Annotated in this window: 16 protein-coding genes, 1 tRNA gene and 1 riboswitch; of the genes, 5 read left to right on the forward strand and 12 right to left on the reverse strand. The window is 41.1% G+C overall.

The window, feature by feature from the left end; all coding sequences use genetic code 11:
* Positions 1-20: 20 nt before the first annotated feature.
* The 6 genes from J7E32_RS21225 to J7E32_RS21250 form a co-directional block, all read right to left on the reverse strand.
* Positions 21-797 (reverse strand): TatD family hydrolase, encoded by a 777-nt coding sequence (locus tag J7E32_RS21225; protein WP_214911512.1) that lies wholly within the window; start codon positions 795-797, stop codon positions 21-23.
* The gene (locus J7E32_RS21230) at positions 784-1,545 is read right to left on the reverse strand and encodes an ABC transporter ATP-binding protein (protein WP_353654092.1); all 762 of its coding nucleotides are present in this window, start codon (positions 1,543-1,545) and stop codon (positions 784-786) included. The genes J7E32_RS21225 and J7E32_RS21230 overlap by 14 nt, the downstream gene beginning before the upstream one ends.
* Entirely contained in the window at positions 1,542-2,303 is a 762-nt protein-coding gene (locus J7E32_RS21235) for an ABC transporter permease (RefSeq protein ID WP_214911514.1), read from the reverse strand. The genes J7E32_RS21230 and J7E32_RS21235 overlap by 4 nt, the downstream gene beginning before the upstream one ends.
* The gene (locus J7E32_RS21240) at positions 2,303-2,593 is read right to left on the reverse strand and encodes a thiamine-binding protein (RefSeq protein WP_214911581.1); all 291 of its coding nucleotides are present in this window, start codon (positions 2,591-2,593) and stop codon (positions 2,303-2,305) included. The genes J7E32_RS21235 and J7E32_RS21240 overlap by 1 nt, the downstream gene beginning before the upstream one ends.
* A gap of 2 nt (positions 2,594-2,595) precedes the next feature.
* A complete protein-coding gene (locus J7E32_RS21245; protein WP_214911516.1) occupies positions 2,596-3,597 on the reverse strand; it encodes an ABC transporter substrate-binding protein in 1,002 nt (333 codons plus the stop codon).
* Positions 3,598-3,722: 125 nt separating this feature from the next.
* Positions 3,723-3,830, reverse strand: a riboswitch (TPP riboswitch).
* A gap of 87 nt (positions 3,831-3,917) precedes the next feature.
* On the reverse strand, positions 3,918-5,003 hold the full coding sequence (locus J7E32_RS21250; protein WP_353654093.1) for a DUF2515 domain-containing protein: 1,086 nt from the start codon (positions 5,001-5,003) through the stop codon (positions 3,918-3,920).
* A gap of 271 nt (positions 5,004-5,274) precedes the next feature.
* Between J7E32_RS21250 and J7E32_RS21255 the strand changes: the two genes are divergently transcribed.
* A complete protein-coding gene (locus J7E32_RS21255; protein ID WP_214911518.1) occupies positions 5,275-6,129 on the forward strand; it encodes a manganese catalase in 855 nt (284 codons plus the stop codon).
* Between the two features lie 58 nt (positions 6,130-6,187).
* On the opposite strand, the gene J7E32_RS21260 is transcribed toward J7E32_RS21255, so the two are convergent.
* Both J7E32_RS21260 and J7E32_RS21265 read right to left on the reverse strand, forming a co-directional pair.
* Positions 6,188-6,260: transfer RNA gene (locus tag J7E32_RS21260), tRNA-Val, on the reverse strand.
* 93 nt (positions 6,261-6,353) lie between these two features.
* Positions 6,354-6,971 (reverse strand): NUDIX hydrolase, encoded by a 618-nt coding sequence (locus J7E32_RS21265; RefSeq protein WP_214911520.1) that lies wholly within the window; start codon positions 6,969-6,971, stop codon positions 6,354-6,356.
* A gap of 125 nt (positions 6,972-7,096) precedes the next feature.
* Between J7E32_RS21265 and J7E32_RS21270 the strand changes: the two genes are divergently transcribed.
* A complete protein-coding gene (locus J7E32_RS21270) occupies positions 7,097-7,318 on the forward strand; it encodes a hypothetical protein (RefSeq protein ID WP_214911522.1) in 222 nt (73 codons plus the stop codon).
* 39 nt (positions 7,319-7,357) lie between these two features.
* On the opposite strand, the gene J7E32_RS21275 is transcribed toward J7E32_RS21270, so the two are convergent.
* The 3 genes from J7E32_RS21275 to J7E32_RS21285 form a co-directional block, all read right to left on the reverse strand.
* Positions 7,358-9,316: a TRAP transporter permease gene (locus J7E32_RS21275; RefSeq protein ID WP_214911524.1), complete on the reverse strand. Its 1,959-nt coding sequence runs from the start codon at positions 9,314-9,316 to the stop codon at positions 7,358-7,360.
* Positions 9,303-9,884 carry a DUF1850 domain-containing protein gene (locus tag J7E32_RS21280; protein ID WP_286183676.1) on the reverse strand — a complete coding sequence of 194 codons (582 nt, stop codon included), beginning with the start codon at positions 9,882-9,884 and terminating at the stop codon, positions 9,303-9,305. Before J7E32_RS21280 ends, J7E32_RS21275 begins: the two co-directional genes overlap by 14 nt.
* A gap of 141 nt (positions 9,885-10,025) precedes the next feature.
* The gene (locus tag J7E32_RS21285) at positions 10,026-11,024 is read right to left on the reverse strand and encodes a TAXI family TRAP transporter solute-binding subunit (protein ID WP_214911526.1); all 999 of its coding nucleotides are present in this window, start codon (positions 11,022-11,024) and stop codon (positions 10,026-10,028) included.
* A 200-nt stretch (positions 11,025-11,224) separates the two neighbouring features.
* On the opposite strand from J7E32_RS21285, the gene J7E32_RS21290 reads away from it, so the two are divergent.
* From J7E32_RS21290 to J7E32_RS21300, 3 genes are all read left to right on the forward strand, one after another.
* Entirely contained in the window at positions 11,225-11,950 is a 726-nt protein-coding gene (locus J7E32_RS21290; protein ID WP_214911528.1) for an alpha/beta hydrolase, read from the forward strand.
* 114 nt (positions 11,951-12,064) lie between these two features.
* Complete coding sequence (locus J7E32_RS21295) at positions 12,065-12,574, forward strand: YjcG family protein (RefSeq protein ID WP_214911529.1); 510 nt, start codon at positions 12,065-12,067, stop codon at positions 12,572-12,574.
* Positions 12,575-12,580: 6 nt separating this feature from the next.
* Positions 12,581-13,006, forward strand: coding sequence for a GNAT family N-acetyltransferase (locus J7E32_RS21300; RefSeq protein ID WP_214911531.1), 426 nt, complete (start codon positions 12,581-12,583; stop codon positions 13,004-13,006).
* 107 nt (positions 13,007-13,113) lie between these two features.
* Here J7E32_RS21300 and J7E32_RS21305 read toward each other — a convergent pair whose 3' ends face one another.
* The gene (locus J7E32_RS21305) at positions 13,114-13,446 is read right to left on the reverse strand and encodes a hypothetical protein (protein WP_214911533.1); all 333 of its coding nucleotides are present in this window, start codon (positions 13,444-13,446) and stop codon (positions 13,114-13,116) included.
* Positions 13,447-13,474 lie beyond the last annotated feature (28 nt).

Here is a 13,474-nt window from a genome sequence, read left to right on the forward strand (position 1 = left end):
AGCCTATCCTTTCGTTGATATTATATTTGATAGAAGCTTTTCACCTGGTTGTACAAACTGTTGTACACATCTTCAACCCTGACTTTCTTAATGGCGGCAATTTGCCTGACCACATGGTGCACCATTGAAGGCTGAGTCAGCTTGTCCTGAAAAATCCCTTCAAATGGCCAGGGACCATCCGTTTCCGCCATGATCAAATGCAAAGGATAGAATTCTGCAGCCCCTCTGGTTTCTTCTTCATAAAGAATATCCGGTGTAAACGATATTAAATACCCATTCTGCGCCATTCTTTCCATTGTTTCTTGATTACCTTTAAACCAATGAAAATGCGCCTTACTTATATTGTGCTTTTCCAACAAGTCACAAACAAAAGATGCATCATCATATATTGCATGCAGGATGATTGGTTTATTAAGCCGCTTAGCCAGCAAAATAAACTGCTCCAAAACCTCCACATAACTCTGATAGGCAAACCTGCTGCCTCTTTCATTTTTGCGCAGATAATAGGGCAGCCCAACTTCTCCGACCGCAACCATTTTTTCCTGATTTGCTTCAATCCAATTCAACAGTTCTGCTATTTCATTATCGGTCGGCAAAGGCTGTTCGGGATGGTAGCCAAAGGCAGGATGAATATTTGGATTGTGATCAGCCAACCTCAGATTTTCTTTGCAAGATAAAAGATTCATCGAGACAGTTATTAACCCTTCTACTTGGTTTTCCATTAAACTATTAATAATTTGATTTTGATGACTTTCTTTATATTTATCGAAATGAATATGAGCATCAAACACTTTCATGCAGCCCACCCGCCTTCAAATCGCTGTATATTTCCCTCTTTAGCTCGAGAAACTCACTTTCCAATAGCAAAGTATCTGTTCGCGGCCTCTTAAAAGATACTTCGATCTCCCGAATGATTTTAGCTGGTCTATTAGATAAAAGATAGATCCGGTCAGATAAAAAGATCGCCTCTTCAATATTATGGGTAATAAACAGAACTGACTTCTGCTTCTCTTCCCAAATCGATAACAGCCATTTCTGCATATCAAATCGTGTGAACTCATCCAGTGCAGAAAATGGCTCATCGAGCAGCAAAACTGACTGTGGGCTAAGAAGCGCCCTTAAAAAAGCCACTCTTTGCTTCATCCCTCCAGAAAGCTGGTGTGGATAAACATCCTGATAGTCTGATAAGTTTATTTTCCTTAACCATTTTTGAGCTTCTTGTTTATCAGGCTTATTGAATAGTTCCTGGCCCAGCAAGACATTATCTGTTACCGTCCTCCAGGGCAGAAGCGAATTCTGCTGGGGCATATACGCAATATTTCCTGTTTCTCCGTTAATTTTCCGATGATCCAGGAACAATTCTCCTTTTTCAGGTTGAATCAAGCCGCCAATACATTGAAAAATGGTGCTTTTCCCACTGCCAGAAGGACCAATAATCGAAACAAATTCGCCATCATTCACATGCAATGTAATATCATCAAGCACTAACCCTGTGTCTTTAAAGAATTTGGTGACATTTTCAAGTCTGATTTTTGCTTCCATCATTCCTCACCTTTGACCTTCCATTTAATCACATTCTTTTCAATCATCACAATAATGCTGTAGAGCAGCATACTGAAAAAGATAATAATGAAAATGGCAATAAATACCCGATCTGTCCTGAAGGCTGACGATGCTAGTGTCATGAATACACCAATCCCTTTTTCGGCCCCCAGCCATTCGGAAATAACGGCCCCCATCACACTATACGTCGCTGCTATTTTCAATCCCGAAAACATAGGTGACAGAGCATTAGGGAGCTCCAGCTTCGCAAATGTCTGAAACCTGGTGGCACCTGACATCCTCATGTAATGCATAAGTTCGCGGGGAACATTGCTGAAGCCATCCAATGATGCAATCGTAACTGGGAAAAAACAGACTAAAATAATAATAATCAACTTCGGAAAAAAACCGAAACCAAACCAAATGACTAACAGAGGAGCCAAAACAATGATCGGTACATTTTGCGATAAGATCAGCAAAGGATAGAATGCGTTACGCAAAGAAGGTATTAAGTGAAGGATCATAGCGATCAAAAATCCTGTTGCTGACCCCAGCAATAGCCCCGTAATTGCCAGCTTCAAGGTTGCTCCTATATCTTGCAAAAATAATGGGTAACTGGAAATCGCTTCCTTAAAAATGACAGAAGGAGCAGGCAGCAGCCATGCAGGGATCTCCTGAAAATGAGTAATGCCTTCCCAAAATAAGAAGAAAAGGAGGAGAACCAGAAATGGTCTCCATCCTTTATTCCATAACGTTTTCATCAGCGATATTTCTCCGTCAGTCGGCCCATCGTGATCCCTTCTGGCTGATACAGGATTTTCACCTGAGAGATCACGTTTGGAGATCCGAGCTCAATTATTTTCTTATTCATCTCAGCAATCACAGCCAACAGGTGCTCCAGCTCGCCCTCCATTGTTGTCTCGAGCGGATGGACTTCATAATTTACACCAGACGAATCAATGATTTTGATTGCCTCATCAACCAATCCAATGACCTCCTCGGTAGAAGAAGCCTTAGGAATAATTTGTACACTTACTAACGCTGTTGCCATCATTAATTCCCCCTCTTCGGTAAAAACTCATTTGTAAAAGCTTTGTCAGCTTCTAATTCCTTCTCAAGCAGGCCATTATCGAACATCCATTCACTGTAATTCTCCCAAATCTCCAGCTTTTGCTCTCCCCATCGCTCAGCGTCATCCTGGTACTTAGGGGAAAGCCATTCCTGACTTCTCTTCACCAGCTCTTCATCCAAATCAGGTACCGCCTTAATCAAAATATCCGCACTGTCAGCTGGGTGCTCTATCGTAAATTCATATCCCTCAGTAAGCGCAGCCATGAATGCTTTGACTGTACCCGGGGCATCCTTGATCATTTTTTCATTTGTAGTAATGACTGGTGTGTAGTAGTCCAGTTTCTCTGAGTAATCTGTTAAATACACCATATTGATAGGTTCATTACGAATTTCCGCCTCGACTCCCGTCCACCCATAATAAATCCAGGCAAAATCAATATCACGATTCACGGCTGTGAAAAAGTCTGAGTCTCCCATATTAATTATTTTCACTTTCTCCACATCGGCATTTTCTTGTTTCATTAATGAATTGATTACAGCTTTTTCAATTGGCGACCCCCAGCCGCCATAGGTTTTGCCTTCAAAGTCTTTTGGTGAAACTATATTTTTGGCCTTAGGCGAGGCAAATCCTGAAGTATTATGCTGAATAACAGCCGCCAGTGAAACAAGCGGAATCCCCTGAATTCTCGCCTGCGTGATTCCTTCCTGGTAGCTTACTCCGAATTCCGACTTTCCTGACGCCACTAGCTGGTCAGCTCCTGCTTCTCCCGGAAGTATGATATTTACGTCCAAACCGTGCTTCTTGAAATAACCTTTTTCTTTAGCAACATAGATTCCCGTATGGTTTGTATTCGGCGTCCAATCAAGCACAATTGAAACCTTCTTCAATGCGCCTTCCTTTTCCACGGATGACTGGCTCGAAGCACAAGCAGCCAGACTCCAGACTAATAAAAATGCAGAAAACAAGATTAATAACTTCTTCATTTATTCCCCTCTTCTCTATTTTTTTGACAATGAAGGCGGAAAAGAAGGATAAGTAAGTTTGATAAAATAAAAAATGCGCTCAGGGAATCCCAAGCGCATGAATAAATCCATAATAAACGAAAAAACGTCTATCAGAAGATGTTCCCTACGCTGGTACTAACCAGATCAGGTTAAAGGGTCAGCATCTATGGACACTATCTCAGCCGGCAACACCGGCTCCCCTACATTTCCTATTCTCCAATTGTCATCTCTACTATAATACAATGTTTTATGATTCGTCTAGAAAAATAATCCATTACTTCCTATTGATAAACCTCTCTCTAATCTAAAATAGAAATAATCTTCTTGGCAAAAGCAGCAAGTTCCAGCTTTTCAAGTGTATGACAGTAATCATATTCAATATTGCCAACTGATGGTCCCTCTATGTCTCTAAGATACTCTAATACTATAAAATCACTAAACCACTCGCCCTTTTCAGCTTCCTGGTGTTTAACGTTTTTCCATACATTTTCAAGTGTCGGGCTATAGATTCTTCTTGCTCCAGATTTAAGCTTGCAGGAACTCAATTTCATTTGATATTTAAGCCCAGGCATTCCTTCGTGTACATCATTAAAAATATGCGGCCAGTAATCTTTTCGTGAACCAGTATGTGGGTGGGCCACGGCCCACTCCTCCACTTTTTTCAATACCTCTTTATCAAAAAGAATGGCATACAATCTTTTTCCTAATTGGATTCTTTCATGCATTGATTCAAACTGATTTACTGTCTGTCCGGCCAATTTAGTCAAACCGTAATCATTATAGGGGAAAAGAATTTGATTAAAGGATAATAGATCCTGTAATTCAAACTCCAGGGTACTGAAAACATCTTTGATATATATCTGATTCTGGATGACTCTATTTTCGATATAATTCTGTTCATTGATAATCAGCCCGAATGTGAGTAGAGATGAATTGGAAGAACTCCAGTAATAATCCCAGATCGTCTCGCTAAAGATTGATACATTTAAGTGGGGAAGCAGCCTGAATAGCGGTTCTTTCCTTTTGAGACTTTCTTCGTAAAGCAGCAGCTGTGGATAGGCATCCTGGAAAATCAGCCAATTCCCTCGTTCTAGGAAAGAAAAATAGGAACTTTTTTCCCTTTTAGATAACAGCCTTGCTAAAAGCTCAGCTTTCAAATCCGTCATGCTCCAACCGCCATTGCGCGAGACCATATGGGCCAGGAATGCCCAGTGGATTTCCGGATGTTTTTTATAATAATCCAGATACGCTTTCGTTCTAGTGATATTATTCAGGTTTAGTTCTTTAGTCTTCTGCTGTATCTCGCGAATGATTTTTATCTCTTCCTCTGAGGGGTTATTAGCCAAACTTACTTTTTGCCTTCTTTTCAATGTTTCTTGGATCACTTCAATTGGCGACTTTACTTTTCTATTAAAAAAGAATATCGGTCATCCCCCCTATTTCTTTTTGGATTAGGTATGAAGATTAATGCAAAAATGAAAAGAATGATAAACAGGTCCTTTTCCATTCTATTGCAGTTTTATTCAATAAATGAGCTATTCATTCAAGAATGACAGCCTCAGTGATTCACCATGTCTTTGGCAGGGGCAAGTTACCTAATATTGAATTACCCATATCATAAAAGTGGAGTGCAAAATTGTTTTGGGGAGGCATAAGATGTTTTACCACATAAAAAAATTACAATATCAAGCAAAACCAGAAAGACCAGACCCTGTTTATGCAAAAAAGCTTCAAGAAGTTCTAGGAGGACAATTCGGGGAAATTTCTGTTGCAATGCAATATCTATTCCAGGGATGGAATACTCGAGGTGATGGAAAGTATCGCGATCTCTTGATGGATACCGGGACAGAAGAACTGGCCCATATTGAAATGCTGTCCACCATGATAGCAAGGCTTTTAGATGGCGCACCTGTTGGCGCACAGGAAGAAGCCGCAAAGGATCCGGTAATGAATGCCATCTTAGGCGGAATGAATCCACAGCATGTCATCGTATCAGGATTGGGCGCCATGCCCGCCGATAGTGTAGGAAACCGTTGGACTGCAGATTACATCGCTGCAAGCGGCAATCTTCTGGCCGACTTCAGGGCTAACCTTAATGCTGAGTCCCAAGGAAGGCTCCAGGTAGCAAGACTATACTATGAAACGACGGACCGTGGAGTAAGAGATATGCTTTCCTGGCTGCTGGCAAGAGACACGATGCACCAAAATCAGTGGATCGCGGCTATAAAAGAGTTAGAAGCAAAAGAAAATGTAGTGGTTCCAAGCACCTTCCCGAAACATCTGGAAAAACAGGAAGTTTCCTACGTGCTGTTTAATCTTTCAGAGGGAGATGAAAGTGCGGCCGGGAGATGGGCAAGCGGACCTAGCATGGACGGTCTCGGCACATTCCAGTACGTTCAAAACCCAGCTCCATTTGGGCCAAAGCCAAAACTTAAACCAGCCCCTCCTTATATTTTTAATACACCACCTGCCGTCTTGCGCAGTGAGCAAATACCGCCGAATTTGATGTGAAAAGTGAAAGAACAAAAAAAGCTTCAATCCTTAAGAAAAGGATTGAAGCTTTTCAGTATGATTCCTACTGGGTTCGAACCAGCGACCTCTACCCTGTCAAGGTAGCGCTCTCCCAGCTGAGCTAAGGAATCGTTTTAGCATTGTCCAACGTAGTGAGGACATTTACTAATATATACTGGATTAATAGGAATGTCAATATAATTTTCAAGTAAAAATAACCTAATCTATAATTTTTTAATTGCCTTTATAACACTTTCAATATATGTATCTTCATGTGGGACAAAATCTTTTTTTGTCACAAGCATGCTATGTGATTTCTTTCCTTGACCATCGTTCACCAGGAAACCTTCAACTTTTATTTTCTTTTTCCTGCCAAACCAAAGATTTTCAAATTCAGTAAGGCTCGCCATCATGATACCCGATACCTCTTCTCTTTGCAGACTGTAATTTTCGAAAGGTTGAGGTTGTTCATACAAAAACACATGGCATAATTCGTTGTCGATAAATCCAGGACTGTTCAATGAATCTTTGATCATTCCTAACGAATGCAAATCCTCCAAGCCTAGGTCAATCCCAAGCTCCTCTTTCACTTCTCTTAAGCCATCCACTGGACTTTCATCAGCAAGAATATGTCCCGCTGCGGTAATATCCAACAAATTAGGATAGTCTTTTTTAGCTGAACTGCGGACTTGGAAGAAAAGAAATTCTTCATTGTCTTTCCTCTCGGTAAACCAGCAATGAAAGGTTTCATGCCAATGTCCTGATTTATGAACTTCCGACCTCGTAGCAGTACCAGTATAATTTCCCTGTTGATTAAACACCTTAAGCAATTCGTTTTCCATATTTACACCCCTCTAAATAATACCATATATCCCTTTAAATTTTTACGAACAAATGTTCTAAAAAGATTGAATAAAGAACTAGTGTTCGGGTATAATATAAATAGAAATCAAAGGAGTGAGAGCGCATGAATATCATTCTTGAAAAATCACTTAGAGAAAACCTTCCTGTGGAGATGATCTATCTGGCTGCAAATAACCAGATTACCCAGCGGAGGATTATTGTAAAAGAATTGCATGAACGTTATTTTAAAGCCTTCTGTTTTCTCAGAAACGCAGATCGCCTGTTCAAAAAGGAAAATATACTTTCTGTTATGCCTGAAAGACGCAAACTGCTTAGATCAAGCTAAAAAAAAGAAGCCCTGTAAAAGGACTCCTTTTCCCGTTCATTAATTTGCTGGCTTTGGTTTCACTGAATCTTTATCTTTAATAATCAATTGAAGTGCAACAAGCAGTACAAAAAGACCGAGACCGATTATATCCGACATTCCTTCTGGATAAATCAGCATAATACCGCCTACGATTCCCAGCACTCTTTCCCACCATTGCAATTTCCTTAACCAGTAACCAATGACCCCTGCTCCAATGGCCAGCATACCAGAAATGGCCGAGAATACCACCCAAATTAATTCTGTCCAGGTTGTATCGATCATAAGAAGTTCAGGAGATAACACGAACATATAAGGGATGATAAATGCCGCTATCGCCAGCTTGGCCGAATTCACTCCGGTACGCAGGGGTTCGCCACCGGAAACTCCTGCCGCCGCGAATGCTGCCAACGCAACTGGAGGCGTGATATCGGCAATAATACCAAAATAGAAAACAAATAAGTGAGCTGATAAATCCGGTACACCAAGCAGAATTATGGCCGGTGCAGCAATTGTTGAAGTGATAACATAGTTAGCCGTGGTTGGCGAACCCATACCTAAAACGATTGCGGCAACCATAGTAAGCATCAAAGTAGGAATTAGGTAACCACCAGAAAGATCAAGCAAGCCATTAGCAAGCTTTAGTCCAAGACCAGTCTTAGTAACTACACCAACAATGATACCTGCTGCAGCTGTAGCTGCCGCAACTCCCAGTGCAGTCCGCGCTCCATCGACAAGTGCATCGATCGCATCTTTGAAACCAATTCGTGTCTCTTTGCTGAAAGCACTGACGACAATTGTCGATAGAATCGACCATAAGGCCGCACGCATGATACTCATTCCGCTTACCATCAATAAAATAACAATCAGGATAGGCAATAGAAGATAAATCTTTTTAAGGACTTCTTTTCTGTCAGGCATTTCTTCATCAGATAATCCTCGCAGACCAATCCTTTTTGCTTCAAAATGAGTCATAATCCATATACCTGAGAAATATAACAACGCAGGGATTGTAGCTGCCTTGGCAATTTCCCAGTAAGTAATTCCGCCGCCGATGAATTCAACCATCAGGAACGCTGCCGCTCCCATGATTGGAGGCATAAGCTGTCCACCTGTTGATGCCGCTGCTTCTACGGCACCTGCGAATTCTTTGCGGTAGCCAAGCTTTTTCATCATCGGAATCGTAAATGACCCCGATGTCACAACGTTAGCCACTGAGCTTCCACTGATTGTTCCTTGGAGGGCACTCGAAAAAATCGCTACCTTCGCTGGTCCTCCAGTACTTTTTCCTGCAACAGCAACAGCGAGATCATTGAAATATTGACCAACACCCGTTTTTACCAGGAATGCACCGAACAAGAGGAACAGGAAAATGAATGTTGATGAAACACCCAGTGGAGTTCCCAGGATACCCTCAGTTGTAAAGAACATTGTCTGGACTAGAGATTCCAGATCAAGACCTCTGTGCGCCAAAAAGCCTGGCATATAAGGTCCAAAAAGAGCATAAGCCATGAATAAAGCTGCAATAACCGTGATTGGCAAGCCGACCGTTCTTCGTGTCGCTTCCAGTACCAGCAGGATAGCGGCAATACCAATGTAGAAATCTGTTGGTGTTAATCGCCCGACACGATTGACGAGTTCATCTATCATCACTGGCCAATAGGCCCCAACTGCAATAGCAAGCAGAGCCAATAGCAGGTCGTACCATGCAACCTTTTTTACTTTAAGATTCTTCTTCCTTGAAGGAAACAGCAAGAAAATAAGCGCTAGAGCGAATCCCAGGTGAATCGAACGCTGGAGTTGGGCAGTAAGGACACCAAATATGGATGTGTATAGCTGGAATACTGAGAAAGCCAGAAGTCCGAAGAAAACAATCCATCCCATCTTACCTGCCAATTTTCTAGTTGCAGCTTCAGGATCATATTTCTCCAGAAGCTCTTGTTGTTTTTCTTGAGATACCAATTCTTCATTTGTCGTCAAGGATATTCACTCCTTCCAATTGCTTCAATAAACTAATTTCCTCAATCTTTATCCGTACTCTTGTCCCTGGTTCAATCGCCTTGGACAACGGATACGTAATGTCTTCAAAAATCAGGGTATGGTTTGCCCGGACCTGGCCAAGCCTCATATCGAAATGCGAAAATTCCCTGTTCATATTCGTAATATAGTACTTGCCATCCTTCATTTCAAAGTTCTCTCCATCTCCGACTTCAGATGGCATACCGATAGCAAAATCTTCATACTCCAGTTCGTATTGCCTGATTTTATGGCTTTCGGTCACTTCGTAGCTTTCTATCACATCTGACAGATGGATTGAATGCTTATACTTTATCTTAAAGGCTTCCCCTGTATTAATCGGTACATAGCAGAGTATATCATTACTTTCTGGTGCTTGAAAAACTAGAGCTTGTTTGTAAGGGATATTGATTGAGATAATTGCTAAAAAAACGATGAGGGTTAACAGAACGAAGATTTTTGATTTAATCCAGTTTATTTTCATATCAGCAGCCTCGCCTGTCCAATGTCTCCGATGGAGTACTTTCTTCATTACAGTAAAAAATAGACCGGTTGGAAGTTCGGTCTATCCTGGCTGGGCTTTCACCCATGTGGCCTTCCTTGTGAAAAGCCATTTTTAGATAAATTGACCGGACGTGTCCTCGGGGACACTGCCCGGCCTATTTCTTACTTTTTACTCAGCTGCCTTAATACCTTTTTCATCATAGTACTTCTGGGCACCTGCGTGAACTTCAATGCCAACACCGTTCAGAGCATTTTCCAGCTTGATTTGCTTCGCTTTTGCGTGTGTTACCTGATCAAGATTTTCAAAGATTGACTTAGTGATGTCATAGACAAGATCCTCTGAAAGATCTGCCTTTACAACAAGCATCGCAAGAACTGCCACTGTCGGCACTTCTGAACCTAATTTGTATGTTCCAGAAGGTACTACTTCTTTAGCATAGTAAGGATACTTTTCGATAAGCTCCTCAGCTTTGTCAGCTTCAACAGGAACAATAACTACCTTTTCCGTTGCAGAAAGTTCTTCTACAGCCGCTGTAGGTGTTCCAGCTGTAACGAAAGCAGCATCGATGTTGCCATCTTTGATACCGTTTACTGATTCATCAAAGCTCAAGTCCTGCTTTTCGATATCATCCAGTGAAAGACCGTAGACTTCAAGGATTTGTTCAGCATTCGCTGCTGTACCAGAACCTGGTGCACCGATTGATACTTTCTTGCCTTTAAGGTCTTCTACTGATTTGATTCCTGATTTTTCTGTAGTAACGATTTGGATTGTTTCAGGATACAATGTTCCGATTGCCTTGATATTTTCGATTTTGTTTCCATCGAACATTAGCTTTCCTTCAGTTGCGTAGGAAGCGATGTCAGTTTGTGTGAAGGCGATTTCACCTTTATTGTCTTTAATGCTCTGCATATTTTCTGCAGAAGCTCCTGTTGTTTCAGCGTTTGTGCTAACCCCAGTTGCATCAGAGACAATTTTGGCAAATGATCCGCCCAACGGGAAGTATGTACCACCTGTCCCACCAGTAAGGATGCTCATGTATTTTGGCTTTTCATCTGATTTTCCTTCTCCGCCGCCCTCTTCTTTAGAGTCGCCGCCGCCACATGCAGCCAGTACCATTGAAAGAACCAGCATCAAAGCAGTGAACAAAAGAAACTTTCTTTTTTTCATCAGAATTCCCCCTTATAGAAATAGAATTGTTCAACATAATCTTAACATAAGACTTCACACAATTGTCAAACATGTTACTTACTAACTATCTTTCTTGGACGATACACTTAGATTTTCATAAAAGATTTTTCAAAATACATATGCTAAAATCATGTTGTTGATATAGACAATTGCAAAAGAATTGATTTGGAGGTAAATGAATGGATTTTCCAATGGGCAAAATAGAAGAAATCACACTTCAAAGCAGGGAACTTGGAGAAGCAGTGACTATGCTGGTATACTTGCCTGCCAACTATTCTCCCTTATATAAATATTCATTACTTATCGCACAGGACGGCCGGGATTATTTCCAGCTCGGACGGATTGGAAGGATTGCAGACGAGCTCCTTGGCAAAAAGGAAATTGAAAACGTCATCATCGTAGGAATACCATATGAATCTGTCGAGGATAGACGGCGCAAGTATCATCCAAAAGGTGAGCAGCATCAAGCTTATATCCGTTTTCTCGCTCACGAGCTTGTTCCTTATTTAGATGAACAATATCCTACCTACCAAATGGGCATGGGCCGTGCATTGATTGGTGATTCACTCGCAGCTACTGTTTCCTTGCTTGCAGCGCTCCAGTATCCGCACACATTTGGAAAGGTACTTCTGCAGTCACCTTATGTAAACGAGGATGTATTCACAGCCGTAAAGGATTTCCGCCAGCCTGAGTTGCTCCAGATTTACCATACTGTTGGAGATCAAGAAACAGTCGTAAAAACCACATCTTCCCAAAACAAAGACTTTTTAACGCCAAACAGGGAGCTGTCGAGTATTTTTAAGGAAAGAGGCTTTGGCTATTTTTACGATGAGTTCAGCGGGAATCATACATGGACTTATTGGCAGCCAGACCTCAAGCGGGCAATAAGACAAGTGTTTTCCTAATATACGCTTCTTTATATTATATATTTAGAAAATTTGTTATAATGAATGGTAAATCATAATATAGGTTTTCAGTAAATCGATATGCACCACACTAATGAAACGGGGGTACATGAGATGAAGTTCGGTATTGTCATTTTTCCATCGAAAAAAATCCAGGATTTTGCTAATTCAATGAGAAGGCGTTATGATCCGCACTATGCGTTAATCCCGCCTCACCTAACTTTAAAGTCATCCTTTGAAGCGACGGAGGAAGAAATCAAGGAAATTGCGAATAAACTCGATTCAATCGCCAGGAATTTCAGACCAGTCAACATCAAGATCACTAAGATTGGTTCCTTTAAGCCCGTTAACAATGTAATCTACTTGAAGGTTGAATCACCTGAAGAATTAGAACAGCTTCATAATGAGCTTAACGCAACATTTGACGGAAATCAGGAGTATAACTTTGTACCGCATATCACGATCGGACAGAAGATGTCTGACGATGAACATTCCGATGTATATGGTTCATTGAGGATGACAAAAGTACAATTTGAGGATACCGCCGACAGAATCCACCTATTGTACCAGTTGGATAATGGATCGTGGACAGTATATGAAACATTCAGGCTCGGAAAGGAATAATCTAACGTGGAAGTAAAAATTGTTACTAACGAACAAGAATTAGCAGATGCACTCGAAGTACGCAAGACCGTATTCATTCATGAACAAAATGTTCCTGAAGAAGAAGAAATTGATCAATTCGAATCCGATTCTGTTCATTTTGTATTATATGATGATAACAAAAAAGCAGCTGGTGCTGGAAGATTCCGTGTATTGGACGGAATCGGCAAGGTAGAACGGATTTGTGTATTAAGAGAAAACCGCAGTACCGGTGCCGGAGTCGCGGTCATGAATAAAATCGAGGATTACGCCAAATTACAAGGTATATCAACCTTGAAATTGAACGCGCAGACACATGCGATCCCGTTTTACAGCAAGCTAGGATATGAAACGGTATCAGAAGAATTCATGGATGCGGGAATCCCACATAAAACGATGAAAAAATCTATATGATTTTGAAACTCCATTCTCTTAAGAATGGAGTTTTCTTTTTGCCTTTTCACAAATCAACACCAACAAATACATAATAAGAAATACATAAAAAGACACCACAGCTGAGTTTAAATTGACTCGCTGTAGTGCCTTCCTTTTCCTGTTATTTCCGCATATGTCTTGCTGACAACTGAAGGATTTACCCTCTTTTTATATACCCGATCACTATTAGAGAAGCTTATTTCAGAGGCAGCCAGCTGCATTCGTGCCACAGGTTGCTGGTCCTTGCGCTTTTTCATGGGTTCTACTGCTTGCTCCCGCTGTTCCTGTCCCTGTTCTACAGGATCTTCTTTGCGTACCCTTGCAATTTTATTAATCTGGAACGGATCATAATCTGTCCCTATTTCACGCTCAGCATATTGTATATATTGATAATTTGTCACTGGAAGAATGTATCCCATTTTGGTATCCCCCAAGAATAATTATTTT

This window comes from Bacillus sp. ISL-55 (assembly GCF_018613155.1).
Classification (GTDB): domain Bacteria; phylum Bacillota; class Bacilli; order Bacillales; family Cytobacillaceae; genus Mesobacillus.

Excerpts from the sequence above, each read along its gene's own strand:
- J7E32_RS21225 (WP_214911512.1), bottom strand. The coding sequence starts at position 797 with ATGAAAGTGTTTGATGCTCATATTCATTTCGATAAATATAAAGAAAGT.
- J7E32_RS21230 (WP_353654092.1), bottom strand. The coding sequence starts at position 1,545 with ATGATGGAAGCAAAAATCAGACTTGAAAATGTCACCAAATTCTTTAAA.
- J7E32_RS21235 (WP_214911514.1), bottom strand. The coding sequence starts at position 2,303 with ATGAAAACGTTATGGAATAAAGGATGGAGACCATTTCTGGTTCTCCTC.
- J7E32_RS21240 (WP_214911581.1), bottom strand. The coding sequence starts at position 2,593 with ATGGCAACAGCGTTAGTAAGTGTACAAATTATTCCTAAGGCTTCTTCT.
- J7E32_RS21245 (WP_214911516.1), bottom strand. The coding sequence starts at position 3,597 with ATGAAGAAGTTATTAATCTTGTTTTCTGCATTTTTATTAGTCTGGAGT.
- J7E32_RS21255 (WP_214911518.1), top strand. The coding sequence starts at position 5,275 with ATGTTTTACCACATAAAAAAATTACAATATCAAGCAAAACCAGAAAGA.
- J7E32_RS21265 (WP_214911520.1), bottom strand. The coding sequence starts at position 6,971 with ATGGAAAACGAATTGCTTAAGGTGTTTAATCAACAGGGAAATTATACT.
- J7E32_RS21270 (WP_214911522.1), top strand. The coding sequence starts at position 7,097 with ATGAATATCATTCTTGAAAAATCACTTAGAGAAAACCTTCCTGTGGAG.
- J7E32_RS21280 (WP_286183676.1), bottom strand. The coding sequence starts at position 9,884 with ATGAAGAAAGTACTCCATCGGAGACATTGGACAGGCGAGGCTGCTGAT.
- J7E32_RS21285 (WP_214911526.1), bottom strand. The coding sequence starts at position 11,024 with ATGAAAAAAAGAAAGTTTCTTTTGTTCACTGCTTTGATGCTGGTTCTT.
- J7E32_RS21290 (WP_214911528.1), top strand. The coding sequence starts at position 11,225 with ATGGATTTTCCAATGGGCAAAATAGAAGAAATCACACTTCAAAGCAGG.
- J7E32_RS21295 (WP_214911529.1), top strand. The coding sequence starts at position 12,065 with ATGAAGTTCGGTATTGTCATTTTTCCATCGAAAAAAATCCAGGATTTT.
- J7E32_RS21305 (WP_214911533.1), bottom strand. The coding sequence starts at position 13,446 with ATGGGATACATTCTTCCAGTGACAAATTATCAATATATACAATATGCT.